This is a genomic window from Clostridiales bacterium (assembly GCA_015243575.1).
GTDB lineage: Bacteria > Bacillota > Clostridia > Peptostreptococcales > Anaerovoracaceae > Anoxybacterium > Anoxybacterium hadale.
The window spans coordinates 3,549,375-3,574,623 of the sequence record CP042469.1; the positions used below are offsets into that span (position 1 = coordinate 3,549,375).

At 45.4% G+C, this 25,249-nt stretch carries 18 protein-coding genes; 12 read left to right on the forward strand and 6 right to left on the reverse strand.

The features are described 5' to 3' along the window. Positions 1–155 precede the first annotated feature (155 nt). From FRZ06_15685 to FRZ06_15710, 6 genes are all read left to right on the forward strand, one after another. Positions 156–2,036, forward strand: coding sequence for a sensor histidine kinase (locus tag FRZ06_15685; protein ID QOX64680.1), 1,881 nt, complete (start codon positions 156–158; stop codon positions 2,034–2,036). 5 nt (positions 2,037–2,041) lie between these two features. After that, positions 2,042–2,773, forward strand: a complete 732-nt coding sequence (locus FRZ06_15690; protein QOX64681.1) for a response regulator — start codon at positions 2,042–2,044, stop codon at positions 2,771–2,773. Between the two features lie 119 nt (positions 2,774–2,892). After that, entirely contained in the window at positions 2,893–4,404 is a 1,512-nt protein-coding gene (locus FRZ06_15695; GenBank protein ID QOX64682.1) for a sodium:proton antiporter, read from the forward strand. A gap of 187 nt (positions 4,405–4,591) precedes the next feature. Then, the gene (locus FRZ06_15700) at positions 4,592–6,046 is read left to right on the forward strand and encodes a DEAD/DEAH box helicase (GenBank protein ID QOX64683.1); all 1,455 of its coding nucleotides are present in this window, start codon (positions 4,592–4,594) and stop codon (positions 6,044–6,046) included. Positions 6,047–6,215: 169 nt separating this feature from the next. Beyond that, positions 6,216–7,169, forward strand: a complete 954-nt coding sequence (locus FRZ06_15705) for an enoyl-CoA hydratase/isomerase family protein (GenBank protein QOX64684.1) — start codon at positions 6,216–6,218, stop codon at positions 7,167–7,169. A gap of 121 nt (positions 7,170–7,290) precedes the next feature. Beyond that, the gene (locus FRZ06_15710) at positions 7,291–8,052 is read left to right on the forward strand and encodes an SDR family oxidoreductase (GenBank protein ID QOX64685.1); all 762 of its coding nucleotides are present in this window, start codon (positions 7,291–7,293) and stop codon (positions 8,050–8,052) included. A gap of 200 nt (positions 8,053–8,252) precedes the next feature. Here FRZ06_15710 and htpG read toward each other — a convergent pair whose 3' ends face one another. After that, complete coding sequence (htpG, locus tag FRZ06_15715; GenBank protein QOX64686.1) at positions 8,253–10,217, reverse strand: molecular chaperone HtpG; 1,965 nt, start codon at positions 10,215–10,217, stop codon at positions 8,253–8,255. 360 nt (positions 10,218–10,577) lie between these two features. Here htpG and FRZ06_15720 point away from each other — a divergent pair, with 360 nt between their 5' ends. From FRZ06_15720 to FRZ06_15730, 3 genes are all read left to right on the forward strand, one after another. Beyond that, positions 10,578–11,495, forward strand: a complete 918-nt coding sequence (locus FRZ06_15720) for an enoyl-CoA hydratase/isomerase family protein (GenBank protein ID QOX64687.1) — start codon at positions 10,578–10,580, stop codon at positions 11,493–11,495. A 128-nt stretch (positions 11,496–11,623) separates the two neighbouring features. Then, a complete protein-coding gene (gene buk / locus FRZ06_15725; protein QOX64688.1) occupies positions 11,624–12,748 on the forward strand; it encodes a butyrate kinase in 1,125 nt (374 codons plus the stop codon). After that, on the forward strand, positions 12,657–13,679 hold the full coding sequence (locus tag FRZ06_15730; GenBank protein QOX64689.1) for a phosphate butyryltransferase: 1,023 nt from the start codon (positions 12,657–12,659) through the stop codon (positions 13,677–13,679). Before buk ends, FRZ06_15730 begins: the two co-directional genes overlap by 92 nt. Positions 13,680–13,736: 57 nt before the next feature. Here FRZ06_15730 and FRZ06_15735 read toward each other — a convergent pair whose 3' ends face one another. Beyond that, positions 13,737–15,017 (reverse strand): OFA family MFS transporter, encoded by a 1,281-nt coding sequence (locus FRZ06_15735; GenBank protein QOX64690.1) that lies wholly within the window; start codon positions 15,015–15,017, stop codon positions 13,737–13,739. A 169-nt stretch (positions 15,018–15,186) separates the two neighbouring features. On the opposite strand from FRZ06_15735, the gene FRZ06_15740 reads away from it, so the two are divergent. The 3 genes from FRZ06_15740 (at position 15,187) to FRZ06_15750 (ending at position 18,992) form a co-directional block, all read left to right on the forward strand. Further along, positions 15,187–16,125 (forward strand): LysR family transcriptional regulator, encoded by a 939-nt coding sequence (locus FRZ06_15740; protein ID QOX64691.1) that lies wholly within the window; start codon positions 15,187–15,189, stop codon positions 16,123–16,125. A gap of 111 nt (positions 16,126–16,236) precedes the next feature. Then, positions 16,237–17,022, forward strand: a complete 786-nt coding sequence (locus FRZ06_15745; GenBank protein QOX64692.1) for an SDR family oxidoreductase — start codon at positions 16,237–16,239, stop codon at positions 17,020–17,022. A 17-nt stretch (positions 17,023–17,039) separates the two neighbouring features. Continuing rightward, the gene (locus FRZ06_15750) at positions 17,040–18,992 is read left to right on the forward strand and encodes an FAD-dependent oxidoreductase (protein QOX64693.1); all 1,953 of its coding nucleotides are present in this window, start codon (positions 17,040–17,042) and stop codon (positions 18,990–18,992) included. A 107-nt stretch (positions 18,993–19,099) separates the two neighbouring features. Here the strand turns inward: FRZ06_15750 and FRZ06_15755 are convergent, their stop codons facing one another. The 4 genes from FRZ06_15755 to FRZ06_15770 form a co-directional block, all read right to left on the reverse strand. After that, complete coding sequence (locus tag FRZ06_15755; GenBank protein QOX64694.1) at positions 19,100–20,305, reverse strand: hypothetical protein; 1,206 nt, start codon at positions 20,303–20,305, stop codon at positions 19,100–19,102. 46 nt (positions 20,306–20,351) lie between these two features. Next, positions 20,352–22,262 (reverse strand): FAD-dependent oxidoreductase, encoded by a 1,911-nt coding sequence (locus FRZ06_15760; protein ID QOX64695.1) that lies wholly within the window; start codon positions 22,260–22,262, stop codon positions 20,352–20,354. An 87-nt stretch (positions 22,263–22,349) separates the two neighbouring features. After that, on the reverse strand, positions 22,350–23,645 hold the full coding sequence (locus FRZ06_15765; GenBank protein QOX64696.1) for an MFS transporter: 1,296 nt from the start codon (positions 23,643–23,645) through the stop codon (positions 22,350–22,352). A gap of 84 nt (positions 23,646–23,729) precedes the next feature. Beyond that, positions 23,730–25,247, reverse strand: coding sequence for an FAD-dependent oxidoreductase (locus tag FRZ06_15770; protein ID QOX64697.1), 1,518 nt, complete (start codon positions 25,245–25,247; stop codon positions 23,730–23,732). Positions 25,248–25,249 lie beyond the last annotated feature (2 nt).

Genomic DNA, 25,249 nt, shown 5'->3' on the forward strand with positions numbered 1-25,249 from the left:
TATGGTTAACAGAATGTAAAATTACTGCATCCCCTCTTTCTTCCAATTGCCTCTCATAGCGAAATCATTGCAATTCCATATGGAATCCCTTACAATAGCTTTATATCAGCAAACACCCAATGCAAATCTGTAATAAACGATAGGATTATATTGTTATGAAAAGAATCGGTTTCAAAGTCCTGTTGGCGATCATCCTATGCTCTATTACAACTTCGACTATTTTGTGCGTCGTAAGCATTAAACGTGCTTCCCATGTTATGAATACAGAAGTGGAGCAGATGCTCTCCTATGCTTCTGAAAAATATTCCAGCCAACTCAGCATTTATTTTAAAAATACAGAAAGCATCGTGGATTCGTTGGCAGCCAATGTTTCTGTCACCTTTGATCCATCAGAGCATTCGACAGACAAACGATATTTTGGGGAATATAAAGCTTATCTCGACGGAATTATAAGAGAAACCCTTCAATATTCCGATATCGCTTACGGACTTTACTTTACCTTCAGCCCCGACCTGACAAAACCGACCCAGGAGGAGGTTTGGTATGCCTTTGATGAGGAAGGCACACCTCAGCCTGTTCTTCCGGACCTGAGTATCAATGCACGAGATTTTTCAGAGCCTGTTGCGGATAATATGCTCTACTATTTCCAGCCAATTCTTGCTGGCAAAGCAATCTGGACAGACCCCTATGTAGATTCCGATGTAAACCTCGAAATGCTCTCCTATTCCCGTGCTGTCTATGTGGATGGAATCTTAATCGGAGTAGCAGGCGCTGATATTCTGACGGATGATACTATTGATATCGTCAGAACCATGAAGCTCTATCCGGGTGGCAGTTCTTTCCTGTTTGACGACGAAAAAGAGCTGATCATATCCAGCAGCGATAAAACGGAAGAACTATATATTGAGAACGAACAGCGCATACAGAAGCATTCAGGGAGCAAAGACTCAGGTGTATTTCATTATACCGATGCCACCGGCGAGTTCATTCTTGCCTACAGCGAGCTTTCCAACGGCTGGATGATAGGTATTACCCAGCCCACAAAAGAAGTATTCTCAACAACCAGGAATCTGGTCATTGTCTTATCTCTGATGGCCTTGATGTGTATTATACTTACGGTTATTTTCGCAGTTTATTTTTCCAGGAGGCTATCCAGGCCGCTTATGAATGTGTCCGACCAACTGAAACTACTGGAAAGCGGCGTCTATACCCAGGCGATCCCCACTGAATTCTTAAACAGAAAAGACGACATCGGTGAATTCCACAATGCGATTCTTGCAATCCAATCTGAAATGAAAAAGGAAGCAGACCAGAACCGGGAAAAAGACATTTTACTGATTTATCAATCCAAACAGGCAAAAATTGGGGAGATGGTCGGTAATATTTCGCACCAATGGAAGCAGCCGCTGAACGCTATAAATTTGATCCTGCTCAACCTATACGAGGATTACCAGTGTGATGAGCTGACCGACGAGGAATTTAAGCAAACCATCGATAAACTCATGAGAATTGTGAGAAATATGTCTGAGACCATCAAGGATTTTACCGATTTTTTAAAACCAAACCGTGAGGCTACAGAATTTGATTTGAAGGAATCCATTTCTCTAGCACTAAATCTTATGGAGGCCAGTTTAAAATATCACAGTATAATCATAGAGGTTAACATCGAAGAAGGCGTGAAAATACTCGGTTATCAAAACGAGTTTTCCCATGTACTGTTTAATATTCTAGGCAACGCCCGGGACGCCATCGTCGAATCGGGCACAGACCAAAAACTCATTCAAATAAAGGGCTGGCTGTGGGAAGGATCTGTCGTCCTGGAAATCATCAACCGAGGCAGCCCAATACCCAAAGAGAACTTAAAAAGCTTATTCGAACCCTACTTTACTACAAAAAGCGATAAGGACGGCACCGGGATCGGCCTTTATATATCAAAGGTTATTATTGAGCAAAGAATGAATGGTCAGATTGAATTGGAAAACATATACGGGGGAGTTTGCTGCCGAATACTGGTCAAGGCAATTGAGGAAAGGTGATAGAAATGAAGATCCTATATGTAGAGGACGAAACGGAAGCAAGAGAAGCTCTTAGCAAATATTTAAAACGGCATGCCGGGAAAATCTTTACTGCTGCAGACGGACTAGAGGGTTTAAAGTTATTCGAAGAGCAGCTGCCGGATCTGGTCATTGTCGATTTATACATGCCTAAAATGGACGGACTCGAGATGATTCGGGAAATCAAAAAAATTTCTCACGAGGTCTATGTCATTATCACCACTGCGGTTGACGATGTGGATATAATCTTAAGGAGCGTTGATATTGGAATCAACAAGTACCTTTTAAAGCCCATCGATCCGGTGGAATTGATGGGAGCTATCGACGAATATGCCGTTATCCTCGCACAAAAACAAAAGACAGAAATTCTTTTTACAGTAGAGGAAAAAAAGCAGCTGGAGGACAAAATCAAAAAGGAATTTACATCTTTTCTAAAGACTGCAACTGGAAAAGGTCCCAGCGGGGTTGCCGTATTTATCGACAACGATACCATCGAGATCACAGCGTATGATGCCCTTACCGTAATGGAGAAAAACCTTCTTGACAATTGTCAGAATAGTATTATAATTGAACAATATAGGAAACTGTTTTACTCTGCAAATGAGAATCCAATCTGTGATTTGATTCATGAGATAATAGGCTCAAGGGTTAAATTTCAACAGGTTGAAGTTTCCATGGAAAACAAAACCAATAAAATTGAACTTCAAATTGTCAGGTAGTTGGGAGATTACTAAGAACACTTTTAATAGTTGGCTTAATAAGGACCAATACAAAGGCTTTGCTTTTGTATTGGTCTTTTTTAATAAATTTATTGCAATTGCCGTTCGCCTTTGGAAGAATGGCAGAAACAAATTTTAAGGAGGTAGGTATGTTTAAACAACTTCAAGCTGAGGCCGCTGGATTTAACGCAAGAAGGTCTTTGATAGCAGTTCTAATTATCGTTGCTATTTCTATGCTGCTTACGAATTTTACGCCTGAGGATCCGACTGAATTCGGCGCTCTGGCAACATTACCCGCACTGTTTCTCGTTATTTACATTTTTATCACAAAGAGAATTCTTGAGGCTTTGACCTTAGCATCTGTCATGGGCTTTATGATGGTATCAAGGGATGATGTCCTCGGATCATTCAGCGGTTCGCTTTTAGAGGTAATGATGAGCGAAGATATTGCTTGGCTTATTATCGTATGCGGACTAATGGGAAGTATCATTTCTTTGATTGAAAAAGCTGGCGGCGCTTTTGCGTTTGGCGAATGGGTTGCAAAAAGAGCCAAAACACGAAAATCCTCTCTGATGTGGACCTGGTTCCTGGGAGTCATCGTCTTCATTGACGATTATTTGAATTCCTTAACGGTAGGCTCATGCATGGCGCCGGTAACCGATAAACATAAAGTCCCCAGGGAGTTCCTCGCATACGTGGTCGATTCTACAGCTGCACCCTTATGCGTTATTATCCCAATCAGTACCTGGGCTGTATTCTGCGGCAAGCTTCTTGAAGTAAACGGCTGGGCACCTGCTGGAGAAGGTTTGATCTATTTTATCAAAACCCTCCCATTTAACTTTTACGGCTGGATTGCCGCTCTCATCGTTCCTCTTATTATACTAGGTGTCATTCCGATCTTTGGCCCTATGAAAAAAGCAGAGCAAAGAGTTTTGGATGGCGGCCCTCTGGCTCCGGCAGGTTCGGAAAAAATAGATATCCGCTCTGGAGCAGGTGATGTCGAAATTCCAAAAAACCCAAAAGTAATCAACTTTCTGCTGCCAATCATCGTACTTGTTGCCGCCACAATCTACTTTGATGTAGATATGCAGATGGGTGTTTTGGTGACTGTGGGCTTTATGTTCGTCCTGTACCTGGCACAGAATCTGATGTCTGCAGAAGATTTCAGCGATGTAGCACTGCAGGGTATCAAGAATATGATCCTTCCTCTGATGCTGATGGTACTTGCGTTCTTATTTGCGGAAGTCAACGATCAGATTGGTTTTACATACTACGTGATATCCTCCGCAGCAGAATTTATGACGCCCGAGCTGATGCCCGTCACCATCTTCATCATTCTTGCAATAACTGAATTTATCACCGGTACAAATTGGGGGATGTACGTCATCGCCCTGCCAATCGTCATTCCGCTCGCCGTAGCACTTGACGTCAATACAGCCCTTGCCGTTTCGGCGGTTTTGTCTGCCGGTGTGTTCGGAAGCCACATATGCTTCTATTCAGATGCTACGATTCTCACCTCTGCTGCCACAGGCTGCAATAATTTCGACCACGCTTATACCCAGGCACCCTTCGGAATATTGGCAGCTTCCATTTCAGCAGTGTTGTTTTTGATCGCAGGTTTTGTATTCTAAGAAAGTGCTGTTTTTAATTTCTTCAACTTTGTCTAAAATAAAAGTGAAATCTTCTGTCTAAAACAGTATTTTTACTATAAAATACTGTATGATAGTAAGACACACTGGCTTATATCCCCTAATAACGGGGATATAAGCGGTTTCACGATAGAGTCACATGAGATGAAATATAAGAAGAGGTTAGAATATGAAAGAATTAAAACAGACAGAAACTGCGACTATGATAAAATTTAAGGATTATCCCTTTGAGAACGACATTAAACGGGCCCTCGGTGAATTAGGCTTCAAACATCCTTTGAAGGTACAGGAAAAAACGATTCCGCTGATTTTAGACGGAAAAGATCTCATCGTCAAATCCCAGACAGGCAGCGGCAAAACTGCAGCCTTTGCCATTCCAATCTGTGAAAAAATCAATGCAGCGCACGAGAGTCCGCAGGCCCTGGTTTTGACACCGACCAGAGAGCTTGCCGAGCAGGTAATGAAGGATTTTTCAGACATCAGCAAATACAAGGAATTGAAATGCCTAGCACTCTATGGAAAACAGCCCATGGCAGATCAGCGAAGGGAGTTAAAAAAGAACACCCCCCATGTGATCGTGGCCACACCGGGCAGAATGCTCGACCATATTGAGAACAAGAACGTCAGGCTGCAGGATATTAAATATCTCGTCATCGACGAGGCTGATGAGATGCTGCTCATGGGCTTCAAGGAGCAGCTTGATGCGATTATTCAGAAGCTCCCAAAAGAACGAGTCACCCTTTTGTTCTCCGCAACCATTTCCGATGAAGTGAACATTCTGAGTGCACAATATATGCATGATCCCGAGAACATTGAGATCGAGCCGGAAGTTGCGAGCATCAATAAAATTAAGCAGGTTTATTACGGGGTTGATGGTCTGAAAAAGGTCGATCTAATCAAAAAGGTGATTGAAAGAGAAATCCCCAGAAAGGCTGTGATCTTCTGTAATACACAGGAACAGGTGGACAACCTCTTTGAAATTCTCAGGAAATGGAGCTCCTCAATCTGCGCCGTACATGGGGGAATGGATCAGCATCTGCGGAAAGAAAAGATCACCCTCTTTAAACGTGGTGAGTGCCGCATCCTGATTGCTACGGATATGGCGGCAAGAGGTCTGCATGTTCAGGGCATTACCCATGTCTTTAACTACTCCGTACCCTTCGAGCACGAACAATATGTGCATCGTATCGGAAGAACAGGTCGTGTTGACCAGCGAGGAATCGCGATCACCATGGTCATTCCCAGCGAAATGGAACGGTTTCGCGAGCTGGAAGTATTTCTGGGATATAAGATTCCCTGCAAAGGCAATGTTACAAACAGAAAACCAAAAGTCGAAGCGGAACGCCCCACAGCGAAGGGACGGTTTAAATTGGAAAGCCGCAAAGGTCAGAAAGCGCTGGTGCAGTTCAGTGCAGGCAGAAGCAACAGCAATTTAAAAGCCAATGATTTTGTATCCGCCATTCGAAATAATGTGGAAGGCATTACCGCAGAGGACATCGGAAGAGTGGATATCAAAGATACAGTGACCAATGTGGAAATTTTCGACGGAAAAGAACGGTCCGTCATCAATGCCTTTAAGACCAAGAAAGTAAAAGGAAAGCTGCTTCGTGTGAAGAAAGGCTAAATTCTAAGTTGCGCCACCTGTAGAAATACGGGTGGTATTTTATTATCCCTCCCTTTCCTTCACTGTTGCACATTCTGCATATCACCAATGCATATTATGAATTTCACGCGGCGGAGAATTTCCCTTATTATTAAACTGTAAGGTTTCTTATGGAAATCAATTTAGATGAATGCAAATCAGAATGCAGCGCCGCCGAACAGAAACTGGCGGACGCCATTCTCAAGGAGGAAAACAAATGGCAAATAGAGTAACAAATGCTGGCTATGTAAAGTGGCCTACCTTTGAGGAAATCAAAGAAATGTTCAAAGAGCACTTTATCATGGACAGACGGGAAGACGGTGTTGTAACCGTTCGCATGCACTGCAAAGGCGGTCCGCTGATCTGGTCCATGGAATTACATGATGCAATCGGAAAAATGTGGAGACTACTTGGAACTGACCGCAGCACAGAAATGATCATCTTCACAGGAACCGGAAACATCTGGGTAACCGATTTCGAAGCAGCCAGCTGGGCACCGGAAGGTGACAATGCAGGCGAAACAAGATACAACCACATGTTTGTTGATGGTCGTCGTATGATCATCACCATGATTCAGGACACAGAAGTACCCACACTGGGCGTACTGAGCGGTTCCGGCGGACATATTGAGCTCGCTTGCATGTGCGATTTCTGTATCGCTGCGGATGACATCGTTGTGCTTGATCCCCATATGCTTCCTGGAACAAACAACGTGCCCGGAGACGGCATCCAGAGCTGCTTCATGGAGCTGATGCCAACAAGACAGGCAGTTTGGTATCTCATGACCGGTGACAAGATGACTGCTCAGCAGGCACTCCAGTATGGCTTGGTATCAGAAATCGTACCGAGAGAAAAGCTGATGGATCGCGCGTATGAAATCGCTGATCTTCTCATGTCACAGAACCGTATTGCAAGAAGACTTGCCACTCAGGTAGTAAGACGTCCTTGGAAAAAGAGAATCGTAGACGATCTTGACTGTGCATTTGGAACAGAAATGTTCGGTATGTTCTGTGCGGAAGAGCTGCATTCTGAGCTTCTTTCCATGATTGAATACCTCGGACTGAAAGATAAAATCGAACCACCACTGGTAGGAAAAATCAGATAATAATCTGAACGGACAAAATGAAACGGGTTCTGTTTTGGCACGCCAGACAGAACCCGTTATAAATTACAGAAAGACGCTCAAACATATTTCTTATCTTGATGAAATAAGGAGATGAAAAGTGATGCAAAGGTTGGAACATAAAGTCGCAATCATAACTGGAGGAAATTCGGGAATTGGTCTCGCAGCTGCTTCCCTTTTCTGCAGAGAAGGTGCGAAGGTTGTCATTTCAGGCAGACGGGATGCAGAAAATCAGAAGGCTGTAGATGCGATCACGGCTGCCGGTGGTGAAATCATGGCAGTCTGTGCAGATCTGTCGAAGCAAGAGGAGTGCAAAAAACTCGTAGATGCGACCATCGCTAAGTATGGAAGAATTGATATCCTCGTAAACAATGCCGGGATTGCAGATAAACATATGCCCATTACAAAATGTACCGAAGAATGGTATGATACGGTCTGCAAAATAGATCAGTATACGGTCTACTACATGAGCAAATATGCACTTGAGCATATGGAGAAGGCGGGAAAAGGCGCGATCGTCAACGTTTCCTCCATTGGCAGCCAAGGCGTAGCCGGCATTTCCTACAGTGCAGCAAAAGCGGCAGTAAATGCAATGACAAAAAACATTGCGATTCAATTTGCACAGACTGACATTCGCTGCAATGCAGTTGCCCCGGGTCCAACGCCTACAGCATTGAATGCCCCCGATGCCACGGTGGATTTTGATATGGAATTCGCAAGCGCAACTGCAAGGCACCTTGATTTGACGGTTCCCGAAGCGCAGGCTGAGGATCAGGCAGAGGCTATTTTGTTTTTTGCAAGTGATGCAGCTAAAGCCATAACAGGACAGATTCTATACGTGGATCACGGTACATCCTTGTATTAGACTTACGAATCTCAGCAGCAGTCTTGTATCGGTATCCGGATGAACTGTGGCGCGCAGCCTCCGTACAATCGGTACGATGCCGCTGAGCGGTTTAAAGAAAGCAAACAACGAATCAAACTGAATTTGACCAATTAGAAAATGCCGCCAGACAGAACTATCGTTCAACCTGGCGGCATTCTGCAATGATATTAATGTTAGGGTTACCGTTGAATGTATTGGCCGATGATCGCTTCACTTCTTGCGATAAAATCTCCAACATAGTCCGTGTTCATTGCCCCCTGGCTCATCAGTGCCAGGTCGAAAAGCTGGTTAAGAATCAGGTAGGCCTGAGCCTCATCCTCAGTATGGGCAACATGCTGAAGGATATCATTGTTGAGATTCACAAGCAGCGTGCTTTTCGACTGGGCTTCCTTTGCAGAGACATCCCCTGCCCCCAGCATACCGTAGATCTCCAGCATGTCCGCCATACGGCGTGATTTCTCATCGTGAAGGATCAGCGTTGTAATCCCTCTCTGCTCCAGCTTGGAAACCTTTAGTTCCAGCCTGCCAAGACGCTCACCCACTGCATTTTGTATTTTCTTCGTCAGCAGTGCCGCATCAGCCTCATCCTCTGGTGTGAGGCTTCCTTGCAGCAGTGCTTCCATATCGGAATCAATTCGTATGAATTTCGTACCGGGATGAACCAACTCCTGTCTGCGCAGAAATGGCTGATCGATCACATGATCAAATAGGAGCGCATTGAGCCCGCATTGCTTAAAAATACGAATATAATGAGCTTGCTCTATTGCATCTGATGCGTAATAAACTGTTATCTGCTCCTTTGCTCCCCCGGCATCAATATCATGGGTTTCCCGTAAATCTGCGTTCGGTGCGATGCGATCACCCTGGAGATATTCTCCAATGGTCAGATGCCCGCCGTATAGATCTTCGAATACAACCTTCCTGGTCATGACCGATGCAAAGATTTTATCCTGAAGAATTCCGTATTTTACAAACGCGTTTAAATGCGGCCAGTAGGCTTCATACTCCTGCCGTTTGGATTCAAACAGATGGTTCAAACCGATGGTTACCTCCTGAGAGAGGCATTCGTAGATCAGGCTGATCACATCATTAATCTGTTCTTCTCCCCTGATATTTGCACGGGATACCACCATGGGCAGATCGGTACATTCGATGATTCCGCTCTGAAGATTGACAAATCTGGGCACAAGCTCTTTGATATTTTCTCCGATATATACCCCTTGATTGTATATTCGGAAGCAGCCATCCAATTCCTCCGTCTGATTTTTTGTGTTCCGGAAAAATATAATTCCCTTAACACCGATATCCGCACTTTCAAACTGAATCCAGAAAAGAGGATCAGATATATCATCGTAGAATTCTTTGTAGAATTGCTTCATGTCCTCTGACTGAATTTCGTGTTCCGGCTTCTTCCAGATTGGGTCAGGGTCATTCACTAAAATATGGTCAAAATCTGGCCCGTCCAAATAAATTTTCGTTTTTAGAAAAGCAAAATATTTTTTTATGATCTCATAAACCGCATCTGCTTTAAGCGTTCCCTCTTGATTAACATAAGGATGACTTTCATTTAGATACAGGATTACATCCGTACCGTGTTCAGCCCTTGTCCCTTCTGTCGTCTGATAGGACATGTCCGAGCGGCAGTCCCAGCGCACTGAGGAAGCACCATTCTGCCAGGATCTTGTTTCAATTGCAACATGATCTGCAATCATAAACGCAGAATAAAAACCCACGCCAAAATGGCCGATGATCTTATTCTTTTGGTCCTCATTGTAATGCTGTATAAAATCTGCTGCACCGGAAAAAGCGATTTGGTTGATATATCGGTCAATCTCATCTCTCGTCATTCCAATTCCATTATCCGATATGATGATCCTGTTTTTCTCAGCATCAAGTGTTACGCTTATTTCACCTGCGTATTTTTCTGCAAGATACTTCCCTTCTGAGTAAGCATCTCTTGCATCCCTGACGGCACCTCTGCCATCAACTTCGTCCTGCTGCAGCGAAGAAAACTTTTCAACGGCATCTGCCGCATTCGAAATCAGTTCTCGAAAAACAATGTCCTGCTCTGTGTAAAGCCATTTTTTCAAAATGGTAAATATATTTTTACTCTCTATTGATAGAAATCCGCTCTGTTCGCTCACGTTCGATTCCGCCTTTCAAAATCCTAATTATCCAAGTTCTCGTTTTCAACTGATACTGTTTCAAAATAAAACCCAACTGGTATTAGGCCCGTTGAAAACTCTCCCATTCCCCCATTCTTCTCGGGACTGTCCGAAATGTTGGTTATAAACTTTTCGGACAGTCCAAGAAGAGGTTCATTCAGCACCTCTTCATTATAGCAAAGAACCCCTACAAACAGTTATGCAGAATCCGGCGAACTCATATGCATAGATTGAATTTCACCCCCGTGCTTTCATCACGTATTATTGTAGTATCATCGTTTTGGATCGAAATAGTTTACGAATCAACATGCTGACAAACTGAAACTTAATCCCAAATTAATGATGAAGGATAACTTAATGGAGGTTAAAATGACACAGAGAATTACAAATGCAGGCTATGTAAAATGGCCTACTTTCGAAGAAATTAAGGAAATGTTCAAAGAACATTTTATCATGGACAGAAGAGAAGACGGCGTTGTTACGGTTCGGATGCACTGTCAGGGCGGTCCACTGATCTGGTCCATGGAACTCCACGATGCCATCGGTAAGATGTGGAGACTTTTGGGAACAGACCGTGATACAGAAATGATCATCTTCACAGGAACCGGAAACATCTGGGTGTCAGATTTTGAAGCAGCAAGCTGGGCTCCAGAAGGAGACAATGCAGGCGAAACAAGATACACCCATATGTTTGTTGACGGCAGACGCATGATCATCACTATGATACAGGACACAGAAGTGCCTACCCTTGGCGTACTGAGCGGCTCCGGCGGCCACATTGAGCTTGCCTGTATGTGCGACTTCTGTATCGCTGCAGATGACATCACTGTTCTCGATCCTCATATGCTCCCAGGAATAAACAATGTTCCCGGTGATGGCATTCAGAGCTGCTTTATGGAATTGATGCCCACGAGACAGGCCGTTTGGTATCTGATGACCGGCGATAAGCTGACAGCCGAGCAGCTAGTTCAGTTTGGACTGGTATCAGAAATCGTTCCAAGAGAAAAGCTCATGGATCGTGCTTATGAAATCGCTGATCTTCTCATGGCGCAAAACCGTATTGCAAGACGCCTTGCTACGCAGGTTGTTCGCCGCCCCTGGAAAAAGAGAATCATCGATGATCTTGACTGTGCTTTTGGAACAGAGATGTTTGGTATGTTCTGTGCAGACGAGCTTCATTCAAATCTGCTGTCCATGATTGATTATCTGGGAATGACGGACAAGATCGATCCTCCTTTTGTAGGAAAAATCAGATAGTTAGACTCACATCGTTTCAAAGCAAAATGCTTATGACTGCGGCTTTAGGTCCTGGTGCAGGTAAAACCGCAGTCAGCGGCATTCTCAGCTAAGCAAGAAACGCAGGGCAAGAAAGGAATCAGAATTAAATGAAGAAAATATTTACCATAAACTGTGGTTCGACTTCAACGAAAGTCGCATATTTTCATGATGACATTCTAATGAGTAAAGTATCTTTGGACATTTCTTCAGAGCAGCTGAAGCAGATGCCTAAGACATTGCAGCAGCTTGAGCTGAGGACTGGCCAAGTCAGAGCGTTCCTAACGGAAAATCATTTAGACCCCAAGGAGTTTGACATCATTGTTGCCAGAGCAGGTACCATTCCTGCGGTCCCCACAGATGGTGCCTATGAAGTGAATGCGCTCATGCTTGCATCAGTAACCTATGCACCGGAAGCGCAGCATGCATCTACCCTCTCCTGCCTCATTGCAAATGAGCTTGTAAAGGACCTTGCGGTCCCAGTTATCATCTACGATCCAACCTGTGTAGATTCTGCAGACCCCATTGCAAAGATTACGGGTATTCCTGAGATTACCAACATGCCGGTAGCCCATCTGCTGAATACAAAGATGGCAGGAATCACTTACGCCGAATCCATTAACAAAAACTACAAGGATTTGAACCTGATCATCGTTCAGCTTGGCGGTGGAATTACCCTTGGGTTTCATGATCATGGCAGAATTGCTGACTGGATTTATGATGACGAGGGTCCCATGTCACCCCAGCGGGCCGGAAGAATTCCCACCAGATATTTGGCCAACCTCTGTTACAACAGCAAGCTGACGCTGCAGGAAATGCGCATGTATCTCTGCGGTCAAAGCGGTCTTTCCGCTTATTTCGGTACACAAGACGTGAGAGATGTGGAGAAGCTGATTGAATCCGGTGACGAGAAGGCTGAGCTGGTACTTCATGCGCTTGCCTATGGTGTGGCAAAAGGGATTGGTGAGCTTTCCGTAATTCGGGGAGGCGAGGTGGATCAGATCATCTTAACCGGTGGAATCGCCTACTCTGAGCGTATTACAAAATGGATCAACGAACTTGTTCACTTTATTGCACCCGTTACGGTTATCCCCGGAGAAAAAGAGATGGAAGCACTTGCTGCCGGTGGTCTTCGGGTTCTGAATGGAGAAGAGGAAATCCATCCCTATACGGTATATCCAAAGGGCTATTCTTCCATTGAGGAGATTATCAATAATCCAAGCTTTCTTGCTTAGGGAAAGGAGTACCTTCATGTATGAAAGTTTTCAAGCACTAAAAGAAACATGCCTTGATTCCTCAGCAATGAAGAAGCGTATCGTAGTAGCCGGTGCTGCAGATGAGCACGCTCTGGAAGCGGTCTTTCTTGCTCAGGAAAAAGGCTATGTTACTCCAATACTGATAGGGAACCATGATGAGGTATCCCGGCTTGTGGCTCAGCTGGGATTTGAAGACGCACCCTATGAAATTGAGCATTGCTCCTCCGAGACCAATCCATCTTCTGTTGCAGTGGGGCTGATCCGCGAAGGCCGAGGTGACTTTATCCTAAAGGGAAAAATGGAGACAAAAGATCTTCTAAAACCCATTCTCAACAAGGAATCGGGTCTGAACGCAGGCGGCTTTATCACGCATTTTGGCATTATGGAGTTGAAGGGCTACCACAAGCTCCTCGCCATGAGCGACAGCGCGGTAATTCCCTATCCCTCTCTTGAAGATAAAATTCAAATCACGAAGCTCTGTTCAAAAGCTCTAATGAAGCTTGGATACGAGAATCCGGTAATTGGCGCCCTTTGCGCTGTAGAAACGATCAATCCCAAGATGCCGGAAACCCTGGATGCACAGCAGCTTCAGCAGCTCTCTGAGGATGGCGCCTTTGGAGCAGGCATCGTCGTAGGGCCGATATCCTTTGATCTTGCCACACGGAAGGAAGCCGCTGTCATCAAAGGGTATCCCTCCCCTTATGCAGGAGAAGTGGATATGCTTTTAGTACCCAATATGGTCACCGGCAATGTTATGAGCAAGATCTGGAACGGAGATCCTGAGAATATCCTTGCAGGCTGCCTGATCGGTGCGGATGTCCCCATTGCCCTTACCTCCAGAAGCGCTTCGATGAACGAGAAACTCTATTCAATTTTACTATGTACTTTGTTGAGCGGAAGTAAAGCGTGAGTGCCCCTTCATAGGAGCCCCTTCATAGGATAGGGCATCTCGAAACATAAGGAAGCTTTAATGTTTTCCGATACAGGCATCGTCGATTCTGGAAACCAGGAAGATTCCAATAATGTCCAGTGCTGCGATGATGCCATATGCACCGCTGTATCCTCCCAGCCTGACCATGCCAACGGCAATAATTACAAATGCAAAGGAGCGGACAACACCGGTGATAGGATTGAGGACGGCCATGGAGCGAATAAAATCATACCGACCAAACACAGTAGCAGCCATGGATGGAAAGAGATTGCCGATGCCGCCAATTCCAACTCCCGTAAAGAAGATGGACGCATAAAGGATCATGTCGCTTGGATTTGGTATGGCGCAAAGAACAAGCGCGATCAGATACCAGACTCCGTAAAGAACAGAAGTTATTTTAGTACCGATTTTCTGATCCATCCAGCCCGTGCCATAGCTTCCAAACAATCCAAGTACTGCTGCGACAGACATCATTGCCGTTGCTTTTTCAATGGGCCAGCCTGAAGCCATGAGACGAGGGATGAGTTGGCTGACCAGCGCTACTGTAACAAGAATATAGATTCCATAGCCCAAACCGATGAGCCAGGTTTGCTTATTGGCAATTAATTTTACTGGGGTCCATGGTGACTTATAATCCTGTATTTCCCTGAAATTAGCTTCGATCTCCTCTTTCGTGAACTGACCGTTATCCGGGGCACAGCCCAGTTCTTCCGGAGTATCACGAATAATAAACCAGCCAAGGATACCCACTACCATAAGTATAATTCCCCAGATTACAAACGACCCGCCAAGAGACAATTTGTGCATAATGAGCAGGAATAAAGGAATAAACGTGGCGGAAGCCATATTCTGGCCCATGGTTGCCCAGCCCAAAGCGAGGCCCTTTTTTATTGGAAACCATTTTGCCATCAGTGAGTTTGCTACCGTGAAGGTGAAGCCCATGCCCATGAAATTTACCAGCGAAGTAATGATAAAAAATCCAGTAATTGTATGGACGAACGAATAGAGCATAAAACTGATGCCTCCGATGACCGAAGTAACCAATAATGTCAGTCTCAGACTTTTCTTATCCGCAAATACAGCCCAGAAAATAGAACCGATAATACCAAACCATGCAGCGGGCGTTGTAATTGCAAGAACCTGAGGAACCTCTAGGTGATTCGACATTGCGAAATTGATAACAATTATGTTCAGCCCATCTGTACAGAAACCGGAATAGAAGTAGAACATTAACCCGGCGAATACAATCATTAACCATCCTTTTGTGCCAAAATTACTTTTTGTAGTGTTCGTTGCCATAGCCGTTTGATTACTCATTATTATTTCCCTCCAAAATGTCCGCTAAGCGCAGCTTTTTATGTGATCAGCGAGGACGATTCATCTCCGCTAATGATAAAAAAATAACATGCCTACGCTAAAAAATAAAATATAACCTTGGACATAATGGTATATCAATGACGGCATTATAACCTTTTGCGAAGGAGAAATGAATCAAATGGATTTAAATCAATTGAAATATTTTCGTGAAGTTGCGAAAACCGGCAATATGTCTAAAGCAGCGCAGGATTTATATATTACGCAGCCAAACCTCAGCAGAAGCATTGCGAGACTGGAAAAGGAAATCGGCGCATGCCTTTTTGACCATCGAAAGGGAAAAATCGTGCTTAATGAATATGGCAGAGCCTTTTTATCCAGCGTGGAGCTAATCTTTTCAGAGTTAAACTTTGGCGTTCAGACCGTGCGCAGGTTATACGAGACAAGTCAGAACAACCTCTCTCTGGCCTGTACCATTGATGGATTTTTATGTGACGTACTCAAAGATTTTTTTCTTTCAAATCCAACCATTGGAATTAAACAACTAAATTTAACACCGGACGAGGTGATGGGGCGTTTGCTGGATCATACGCTGTCTTTGGCTGTAACTTCTTATGAAATTCAGCACGAGCAAATTGCCACACAGTTGCTTGGCCAAGAGGAATATGTGCTGTTGATGCATCAATCCCATCCGTTGGCAAGAAATACGGAGCTCTCAATTTCCCAATTAGCAAACCAGAAATTTATATGTGATGCATCACGGCTGGATCTGCAAAACCTGATCAAGATCTGTGCAAAAGCGGACTTCTACCCCAATGTGGCATATGAGGTACAAAATTCCGGGCTGACCTATCAGCTGCTGGAAGAAAATGCAGGAATCGCTTTTACACCGTTTCCCCAGTATGTTGTGATGAGGAAGCTTTGTTCGAACAGCGCGGTCCGGTATGTAAAAATCAAAGATGATATCCCCAAGGCGATTATCGCCGTAGTCCACCATAAGAATTATGTGTTCAACAGTGCCGGGATTGAGTTTGTAGAATTTCTCAGATATTGGCTGCAAAGGGAAAATAATGTGTTGAATGAATTTAGAGATATGCCTCAAACGATATAACACTACGATAAAAAAGGTATTTTGCATTTTCTGACGCATCGTTTATATTTTAACATGTACCCCATCATAATAAGCCTATCGCTATCACGTTTTAAAAGGAGTTTAATTTTTATGCCATTAGATATTAAGGGGAAAGTAGTAATCATCACAGGCGGTGCTACCGGTCTGGGCCGTGCGGCTTCGCTGGAATTTGGAAATCTTGGTGCTAAAGTAGCAGTCGTTGGCGGTCACAACATCGTCGGCGGGCAGGAAACGGTCCGCTTTGTTCGTGAGGCAGGCGGTGAAGCAGAGTTTTTTCAGTGTGATATTACCAAGGAAGAACAGGTCGCTGTCATGATTGCTTCTGTGGTTGATAAATATGGAAAAATAGATTGTGCATTCAATAATGCCGGCGTTGGGCCGGATGGTACGCGAATCCCCTTCGGACCGCTTACCAAGCTCTCCGAAGACACTTGGGACAAGGTAATGTCCGTGAATCTGAAGGGAACCTTTTTCTGTCTGAAGCATGAAATACTACAAATGCAGAAGCAAGGAAAAGGTGCAATTGTAAATACAGCCTCGATTGGCGGGCTGAAAATGGCGCCTGCCTTTGGTGCGTATGGACCATCAAAAGCAGGAGTTATTGCGCTCACGCAGCTGGCCGCAATTGAAAATGCCAAGAACGGAATTCGTGTCAATGTTGTTTGCCCAGGCCCTACAACCGGCACAGATTTGATGGCAAACACTCTGGCAAACAATCCCCAGGAAGAGGATTTTTTAAAGGAGCATATCATCCCTATGGGAAAGCTCGGTACAGCTGAAGATGTCGCAAGATCGGTAGTCTGGCTTTGCTCTGACATGTCTTCCCATACAACAGGGCAGTCCTTTTCAGTTGACGGCGGCATGCATATTTCTTAATAGGAGGAACGGTATCCATGATTGAAAATAGATATCCTCATGTATTTCAGCCACTGACAATCCGTGGCATTACCTTAAAGAACCGTCTTCAGTATGCCCCTACGGTTGTACTCAAGTGTGCGCCTAACGGAGATATGACCCAGGAAATGCTTGATTTCATGAAATGGCAGGCAAAGATCGGGGTCGCATATATTACGGTGGGAGATACTCCCGTAACCCATGACACAACTTCTGCGTGGCTCTGCGAAATGAATGTCAACTCAGATGACTGCATTCATGGCATGAATCAGCTTGTGGAAGCCGCCAGAAGCAATGGGGCAGAGCTTTCTGTTGAGCTTGCGCATGCTGGACGAGGCTCTCGGGTTTCTCCAGACGAACCGCCAGCATTTGCGGTATCTGCAGACCGTCCTTTATGCCCTGAAATGTCCAATCTGAAAGAAATGGATCGCTTAGATATGGATTATATGAAGAACCGATACGTTGACTGTGCTGTACGCTGCAAAAAAGCGGGATTCCGTATAATCATGCTGCACTGTGCCCATAACAATCTGCTTGCGCAATGGCTGTCACCTGATTCCAATGTTCGCTCAGATGAATACGGCGGAAATCCGGAAAATCGTCGTCGCTTTCCGCTGGAAGTACTAAAAGCAGTACGGGACGCCGTAGGACAGGACATGATCATTGAAATCCGGGTTTCCGCTCAGGAGGATACCCCCGGAGGTCTGGAATTCCACGAATCACTTGACTTTATGGAAGCAGCGCAGGAGTATGTGGATATCATCCACATCTCCAGAGGAAACGTGTTCACGCTGGGCGGTACGTTCTGTATTCCTACCTATTTCAAAGGCCGCCAGCTCAACGTCACCTTTGCTGCTGAAGCGAAAAAGCGGCTTCACGTGCCCGTTTGCGTTGTGGGCAACATTACCTCATTGAAGGAAGCGGAAGAGATTATCGCCTCCGGCAAAGCGGATCTGATCGCAATGGCCAAGAGCTATATGGCCGATCCTGCTCTGATCTCCAAGTCCATAACAGGAAAGGAAACCGAGGTTCGCCCATGTACTCGCTGTGACTTATGCGGCAATGCCAATACATACGGAACTTCCATGTCATGTGCAGTCAATCCTCGCATGGGAATCACCGGCGCAATCGAGCCTGTACCTGAGGCAGATCGAAAGAAAGTTATGGTCATAGGCGGCGGCCCTGCAGGCATGATGGCCGCGCAGACTCTTACGGCACGGGGACATGAAGTAAGCCTCTGGGAAAAATGTGCTCATCTAGGCGGCCTGCTCTTTGATGCCGTCATGGTACCCTTCAAAGGCTATATGCGGGATTATCTGGAATGGGATATCAAAGCAACCTTGAATTGCGGTGCAAAGATCAACTTAGGCAGAGAAGTTACCCTTGATATAGTTGAAAAGGAAAATCCGGATGCAGTTATTGTTGCTACCGGTTCAAGATACATTACGCCTCCAATTCCAGGGATTGATCATTCAAAGGTCAAGTCTGTTCGTGACGTGGATTCTGATCATGGATCTGCGGGCGATACTGTGGTCGTCTGCGGCGGAGGTCTCTCCGGCCTGGAATGCGCCTTGGCCCTTGCACAGAACGGGAAAACGGTAACCGTCGTGGATATGATTCCTGCAGAAGAATTTTGCAAGGATATGCCTATTTTCAATCGGGCTGACTTATTTGACCAGCTTGAGCATGCCGGAGTTGCACTGATCGGCGGCAAAAAAATTACAGGTTTTTGCAATAACGGAGTGGCTCTCGCTGATGATAAGGGAGAAGTCCAGATCATTCCGGGAGACACCTTTGTCAATGCTTTAGGCGTCGCTCCCGTAAACGATCTGGGCAAGGCTTTACTTGGGAAATATCCGTCGGGTATCTATCTTGTGGGCGACTGCGTGTGCCGGGGACGCAACTATTACCATGCAAATCACGAGGCCTATCATGCTGCAATGATGATTTAACCTTGTTTGCACAAATTGAAGTAATTTCATTTTAAATGGGGATGACACGAACGGTACAAAAACCGCATCAGTGCCATCCCCTTCTTCAAGTTAAAATGTGCAGAGTCCTAATAGCTTTCCAGCAGCTGATTGATCCGAGTAAGGAAATCAGTACTGTCTATTCTGAGACTTTTCGCTACCATCGCAACCGTGCTGTCATTTAATAGCTCCAAACCAAACGGTCCTTTCAGATATACAAGCTCTTCTTCCAATCGGAAGAAGTCCTCTTGAAATCTGGGATATTGCCGAAACAGCTCGGCAACATTTTGATCTGCCTCCACCTTCCTGGAGGAGATTCCTTCCCCCTTCACCGCAGGTGCGCTTTCGAGAGTACCACTTGCACCATCTGTTTCATCCAGTAAACTATAGGTGATCCTGAAAGTACGCCCACCCTCTTTGATATCAAAGTGGAGGGGATGTTCGCTCTCCTGAAGCAGCATTTTTTTCACATGAGGCGGTATTTTGGGCAAATCGGCACGATCAAGATTATTTGCCTGCTCCATATCATTATCGTCTGAAATTCCAGCTCCATTCCAAGCGGTCTTTTCAGGGATAAACTCCGTAGGTGGTTTGAGATACGAATATCCTTCCTCATCGTCTTTTTTCCGAAGTGTTACAAATTCTTCACTGGACAGAAGGCTCAGTGCCCTGACGGAAAGAACTCTCTCACTAAGATCGAGATATTTGGTAAACGTCTTGCTTAAATTTCTTTGATAATAAAGAAAATCAATTAGATCTCCCTCCTCAAGGCGCTCCAAATTCTCAGCAAGGGCTTTCAACGCTTGACTTCCCAGAATGCTAGCCCGTTCCACTTGAGGGCCCATTCCCTTGAAGGTCAGTAGCGGGAAGAAATTTTTCTCCTGCCTCGTGAAGTGAATGGTAAATTCGAGCAGAAGCGCATAGAGGCGCTGCCATTCCTCCTCCGCAGTTTCCTCTTCCTCCCGCTCGTCAATTTGCAGTAAAACCGATCTGGCATATGCTGTTTCCTCAGCATAGTTTCTCAGAGGATGGCCTCCCGGTAGTCTGTGAAATGGTGGTGTAAGATAATTGCCCAAAAGGAGAAATAATTTTTGTGAGACAACACCATTCCCCGCATTCTTGAATCGTTTCTCCAGTTCTCTCTTAACCGCCTCGAACTGTGCAGGCCGAATGGAAGCCATTTCAATGCTAATCCGCTCTTTTGCCTCCTCCATTGTGATTTGGTCTGACAGGTACTGATCCGCGGCCTCAAAGAGAATTCCCACCTTTACTTCAATGCGTTCCCGATAATCCATTTTTGCCTCCGTTAATCTGTTTTATCTTATCTGAACCGTTGTCTGTTTATAAGTTGATACCCGCATAGTAGCCTTCTCGCGTAGCTTCCTCTACGGTTCGTGCCCTGATGCAGTCACCAGCCTGGGCATATTCCTCTGTAATCCCCATGAAGCTGTCTGCAAGTGCACTGAGCGGCCGCATACCAACCGACAAGACAACCGAATCCGTATCAATCGTCGTTGGCGTGCCGTTCTTCTCATACGTTATGCTTTTGGGCCCCACTTCGATACAGCGTCCGGAAACGATGATCTGGATACGGTCCGCATCTTTTTCAAACTCCGCCATCAGCTCATCCCGATGAGTTGCTGACGCATCGGGAGCAAGGTTCCCCTGCATTTCAAGAATCGTTACTGCTTTGCCCATCCGTGCCAGATGGAGCGCTGTTTCACATCCCACCTGTCCGCCTCCGATGACGACGGTACGTTCTCCCAGCTCCGCTTCTTTTCCATAGGCCTCAGTGGCAGGAATTGCGCACTCAATCCCAGGTATACTCGGAATCAATGGTTCTGCCCCCACTGCAGCAATTACAGCCTCATATCCGGAAAGTTCCCCTGCAGTCAACTCTCTATTCAGCCTTACCTCCACAGCAGACTTCTCAATCTGTTGAATCAGATAGTCCTTGTATTTGCGAAGTGGGTATTTAAAGGACACAAAATCAGAAAACTGCAGCTTGCCGCCGAGAGCACCGCTCTTTTCAAACAAGGTGACGCTGTGTCCTCGCTCCACCGCCGTCAGTGCCGCCTTCATTCCTGCAGGTCCTCCGCCGATGACCGCTACTTTTTTCTGTTTTTTTACAGGTTGAATCATCCGCTCAATGTGTTGCTCCAGACCAACGGTGGGGTTTACGGCACACCGCATCTGATGTCCGAAGACGGCACTATCATGACAATGCATACACTTAATACAGGGAACAACTTCATCGATTCTACCCTCTTTGCATTTTGAAATCATATCAATATCCGCAATCAGCGCTCTTGCAATGGTTACAAAATCAGCTTTCCCCGAAGCGATGATCTCCTCTGCCTCCTGAAGGTTCCCAATGGCACCGATTGTGCTGATCGGAATATGGAACTGACCAGACTTCTTGAATTCCTCCGCAAGAAATACATTGGGCGTAGGAGGCAAAAACCCACAAGGATGGGTCACCGTCATCAGCTTCGGATTATGCATTCCCGCCGATACCTGAAGAAGGTCAACATGCGGCTGGAGCAGTTGTCCGATTCGAATTCCCTCTTGGAGATCGATGCCTCCATTGATAAATTCCGAACCAGAAATTCTAACCTCTATGATCATATTGGGGCCTGCTTTTGCGCGAACCGCTTCCAGAATCTCAATTAAATATCGACATCGATTTTCTGTCGATCCTCCGTATTGATCCTTACGTTTATTGGTATAGGGGGATAAAAACTGCGCCACCGGTATGCTGTGTCCAAAATGAAGCAGTATGGCATCATATCCCAAATCCCTCAATACTGCAGCGTCGTTGGCATACCACTCTTTGAACCGTTCCATTTCCTTGATCGGAATTTCCCTGCCCGGTTCGAAGTTCATCAGAGAAGCACCATGGGACACGGTATATCCATCATGGAAAATACCCATGAGCTCCATGGAGGCTTTGGCTCCGTAAAAATGAATTCTGTCAGCAAGCTCCGCCAGAGCATTGGTATGGTTTTGCTGATACAAATCCCAGCTTGCGTGCATACCATCATCCGCAGCAGGACCAGTCCCGACTCCGGCAACGGTGACGATTCCCGCCCCTGCCCTGGCTCTATTTTCAAAAAAACGCATGGCTGCTTCTGTAGGATAAAGCTCTCCGTTTGAGGCAGAGTGAATGGTGCTGGGCCCGGTAACAATCCGATTTTTTATAAAATGTCCGCGAATGCGTGTGGGAGATAATACATGGGGATAGCTATTCATTTTAATCTTCTCCTATTTCATGAAGTGGAAACGAACAGGAAATGAGCTTCCTGTTCGTTTCAAGATGGTATTTGGAAAAATTATGATTTAAGCAGCTTTATTTGTCTTTGCGCCATACTCTCTGTCTGCTGCATTTGCATCAGGAATATTACGCATGGTCAGTATGGTAATAAAGGCAATTACTAAAAGTCCCATGAGTGCATAGTATGCGTTGGTGAGCTGTCCCATTTGGTTAAACGCACCCATGAATGCTACTGCAAAAGCCATGGGGATTGCTTGGATTGTCATAATCCACTTATTGGCAGCCATGTACTGTTTCCGTCCGTACACATAGCTGGTCACACAAGGATGCATGGTAGGCATACCTCCTGTCATGCAGGCAACGCCAAACGCCCAAATAATCATAAGTGGAACGCTTCCGCCGACAGGCATGATTGCAAGAGGTACTACCGCAAAGAAATACAGTACAACCAGAACAAGCGAGGCTTTGATGGAGCCGAGCTTGTCGTCGATCCAGCCAAGCACATAACTCATAGGAATGCCGCAGGCGGCTCCAATGGAAAGCCAAACCAATGCCTTTGACACAAATAAATTTGGAACATCTTCCGGCGTACTTAACGTAATGTAGCGAACAGCCATGTAAGCCATCATTGCAACAATTACAAACTGCAAAATACCATAGGAAACAATCAGCTTCCAGGCCCTGCTGTCACGAAGGATCATGCTCAAGGTAACATCTTGCGTCTCTTCGATTTCAGATACCGGTGCTCCGTCTGCACCATCAGGGAAGAGGCCAGCATCCTCCGGTCTGTCCTTTATAAAAAATGCCACCAGGACTCCGAGCAGGATAATGACGCCTGCAATTGTCATATAAGCAGTTTTTAAGCCTAAACTATTTGCAACTGAGGTTAATAGTCCAATTCCAGCGATGGAGAAAAGCGGGCTTCCTGCGGTTACAATACCGAGAACACGCCCTCTATATTTTATAAACCAGTTGGCGGAAAGCATGAAGCCTCCCATCTGGAGCGGTACGACCATGATACGCACAATGAACAGACTGACAAAATATAAGCCGTAATTGTCTCCTGCAGCAGCGATACCAAGGCAGCCCAATGCCAGAAGAGCCAAGCAAGGGAGCAGGATCTTTTTCACCCCGAATTTTACAAACAGCGCTCCAATGATAAGGTATAGTATAATACAAACTAAGGAAGCGTAGGTTACGGGATTTGTAATTTTAAGGTCATCCCATCCGTAATTTTGGGAAAGATACGGAGTCAGAATGTTGAGGTGGTCAACCTGAAGCCCTGAATAGAAAAACATAAAGCAGACTCCAAGCAGCATGAGTACGATCGAATAACGAGCAAATTTTGCGTTTTTAAACATAGCATTTCCTCTCAATTAAATAAGCATTAGTTCATTATTATCACACGGGCTGGAAGTTATCAAGCCCGAACTGACCGTATTGTCTCAACTAAACTCGTCGGAATCCATGAAGTCCACTGCGTTATATCCCGCCATTCTTCCGCTATTTACAGCAAATCCCATGGTGTTTCCGGGCATCAGGAAGCAGTAGCTGTCCCCAAAAATATTGCAGGCATCGGTTCCGCAGGAGTACAATCCAGGAATTTTAATCCCTTTTTCATCTAGGACTTCCAGCTTGTCGTTGGTCTTGATTCCGCCAAGGCTTCCGTATCCTGCCGGAAAATGTCTTGCAGCATAATATTTCTCACCTTTGATTGGCTTTAGATACTTATGCTTTTTAAAGAAGAATTTATCCTCTGAAGTGCAGGCTGCATTATACTCTTCAATGGTCTTTTTCAAGTTTTCCACATTGATTCCGGTCTTCTCCGCAAGCTCTTCAATGGAGTCCGCCACAAACAGATTGACCTGTGATTTCTGATCCTCATTGTGCAGCATGCTAAGTCCAGAGCCCTCAGACGCACCGCCGCCCAGATAGGTTTCCAGCTCCTTATCCCACTTATCTACCGTTTTGATATTGTGGTGAACTGTGATATAATCCAGACCGCTTTTTTTATATTCATCCAGAATGCTCTCGTCAAGAATCGTAAACGCCATGCGCTCTCTTTGCAGTGCTACCGCATTTCCGGTATAGACCGTATTGTTCATAATCTCTTCATTAATAAAGCGCAGTCCATCCAGGTTAACCATCAGGTTGGGTTGTCTCATTGTTTCACTCAAGGTCTTGAAGACATCTGTGACGCCGGGTGTGGTATAGGTAAGCTCCATGACCGGCTGGGTCTTTGCTCCGCCCGCTTCCCAAAGCATATTCAGTCCTTCACCTTGTACGCCTGGAATCCGGAAGGAATGCAAATCTTTACCCCATTCATATCCAAGGTTTTCCTGAATCATCTTTGGATTGTCACCGAATCCGCCGGTGGCTACAATAACCGCATTGCACTCTGCAATCACTTTTTCTCCATTAGCATCAATGAGCTCAACCCCTGTCACATGACCATCCTCCACAAGAATTTTTGTGGCTTTTGTCTGATAACAAATATTGACGCCCAATTCTTCCGCACGTTCCGTTAATGCACGATACAAATTGGATGCGCCTCGCTCTGCAGGTGCGTTGCTTCCTGCAACTTTGACTACATGCCATGTCTGAGTGGACTTTTCGAAGTATTTATACACACCCAAAAATTCTACTCCCATGCTCTCCGCCCATTCTACGGTGTCTGCAGTCTGCTCTATGTACTTTCTTACCAGTCTTGCATCAACTCTCCAGTGGGTGTAATTCATGAAAAGGTTGAATGCGTCTTCCTTTGTGAAATCTACCATCTGTGCTTTCTGGTATTTTGACTCCACTGCAAAGAACCCCATTCCCATATTTGCTGCTCCGCCTGTGGTACTTCCCTTTTCAAGCAGGATGACACTGGCATCCTTTTCTGCTGCTGCAACTGCTGCGGTGATGCCCGATGCACCACCACCGATAACAATAACATCTGCTTCCATTTTTGTACTCATGG

Coding starts and splice junctions, on each gene's coding strand:
- FRZ06_15745 (QOX64692.1), top strand. CDS start 16,237: ATGCCATTAGATATTAAGGGGAAAGTAGTAATCATCACAGGCGGTGCT.
- FRZ06_15765 (QOX64696.1), bottom strand. CDS start 23,645: ATGTTTAAAAACGCAAAATTTGCTCGTTATTCGATCGTACTCATGCTG.
- FRZ06_15770 (QOX64697.1), bottom strand. CDS start 25,247: ATGAGTACAAAAATGGAAGCAGATGTTATTGTTATCGGTGGTGGTGCA.
- FRZ06_15700 (QOX64683.1), top strand. CDS start 4,592: ATGAAAGAATTAAAACAGACAGAAACTGCGACTATGATAAAATTTAAG.
- FRZ06_15760 (QOX64695.1), bottom strand. CDS start 22,262: ATGAATAGCTATCCCCATGTATTATCTCCCACACGCATTCGCGGACAT.
- FRZ06_15710 (QOX64685.1), top strand. CDS start 7,291: ATGCAAAGGTTGGAACATAAAGTCGCAATCATAACTGGAGGAAATTCG.
- FRZ06_15685 (QOX64680.1), top strand. CDS start 156: ATGAAAAGAATCGGTTTCAAAGTCCTGTTGGCGATCATCCTATGCTCT.
- FRZ06_15730 (QOX64689.1), top strand. CDS start 12,657: ATGGAGAAGAGGAAATCCATCCCTATACGGTATATCCAAAGGGCTATT.
- FRZ06_15750 (QOX64693.1), top strand. CDS start 17,040: ATGATTGAAAATAGATATCCTCATGTATTTCAGCCACTGACAATCCGT.
- FRZ06_15695 (QOX64682.1), top strand. CDS start 2,893: ATGGCAGAAACAAATTTTAAGGAGGTAGGTATGTTTAAACAACTTCAA.
- FRZ06_15690 (QOX64681.1), top strand. CDS start 2,042: ATGAAGATCCTATATGTAGAGGACGAAACGGAAGCAAGAGAAGCTCTT.
- FRZ06_15755 (QOX64694.1), bottom strand. CDS start 20,305: ATGGATTATCGGGAACGCATTGAAGTAAAGGTGGGAATTCTCTTTGAG.
- FRZ06_15740 (QOX64691.1), top strand. CDS start 15,187: ATGAATCAAATGGATTTAAATCAATTGAAATATTTTCGTGAAGTTGCG.
- buk (QOX64688.1), top strand. CDS start 11,624: ATGAAGAAAATATTTACCATAAACTGTGGTTCGACTTCAACGAAAGTC.
- FRZ06_15705 (QOX64684.1), top strand. CDS start 6,216: ATGCAAATCAGAATGCAGCGCCGCCGAACAGAAACTGGCGGACGCCAT.
- FRZ06_15735 (QOX64690.1), bottom strand. CDS start 15,017: ATGAGTAATCAAACGGCTATGGCAACGAACACTACAAAAAGTAATTTT.
- FRZ06_15720 (QOX64687.1), top strand. CDS start 10,578: ATGATGAAGGATAACTTAATGGAGGTTAAAATGACACAGAGAATTACA.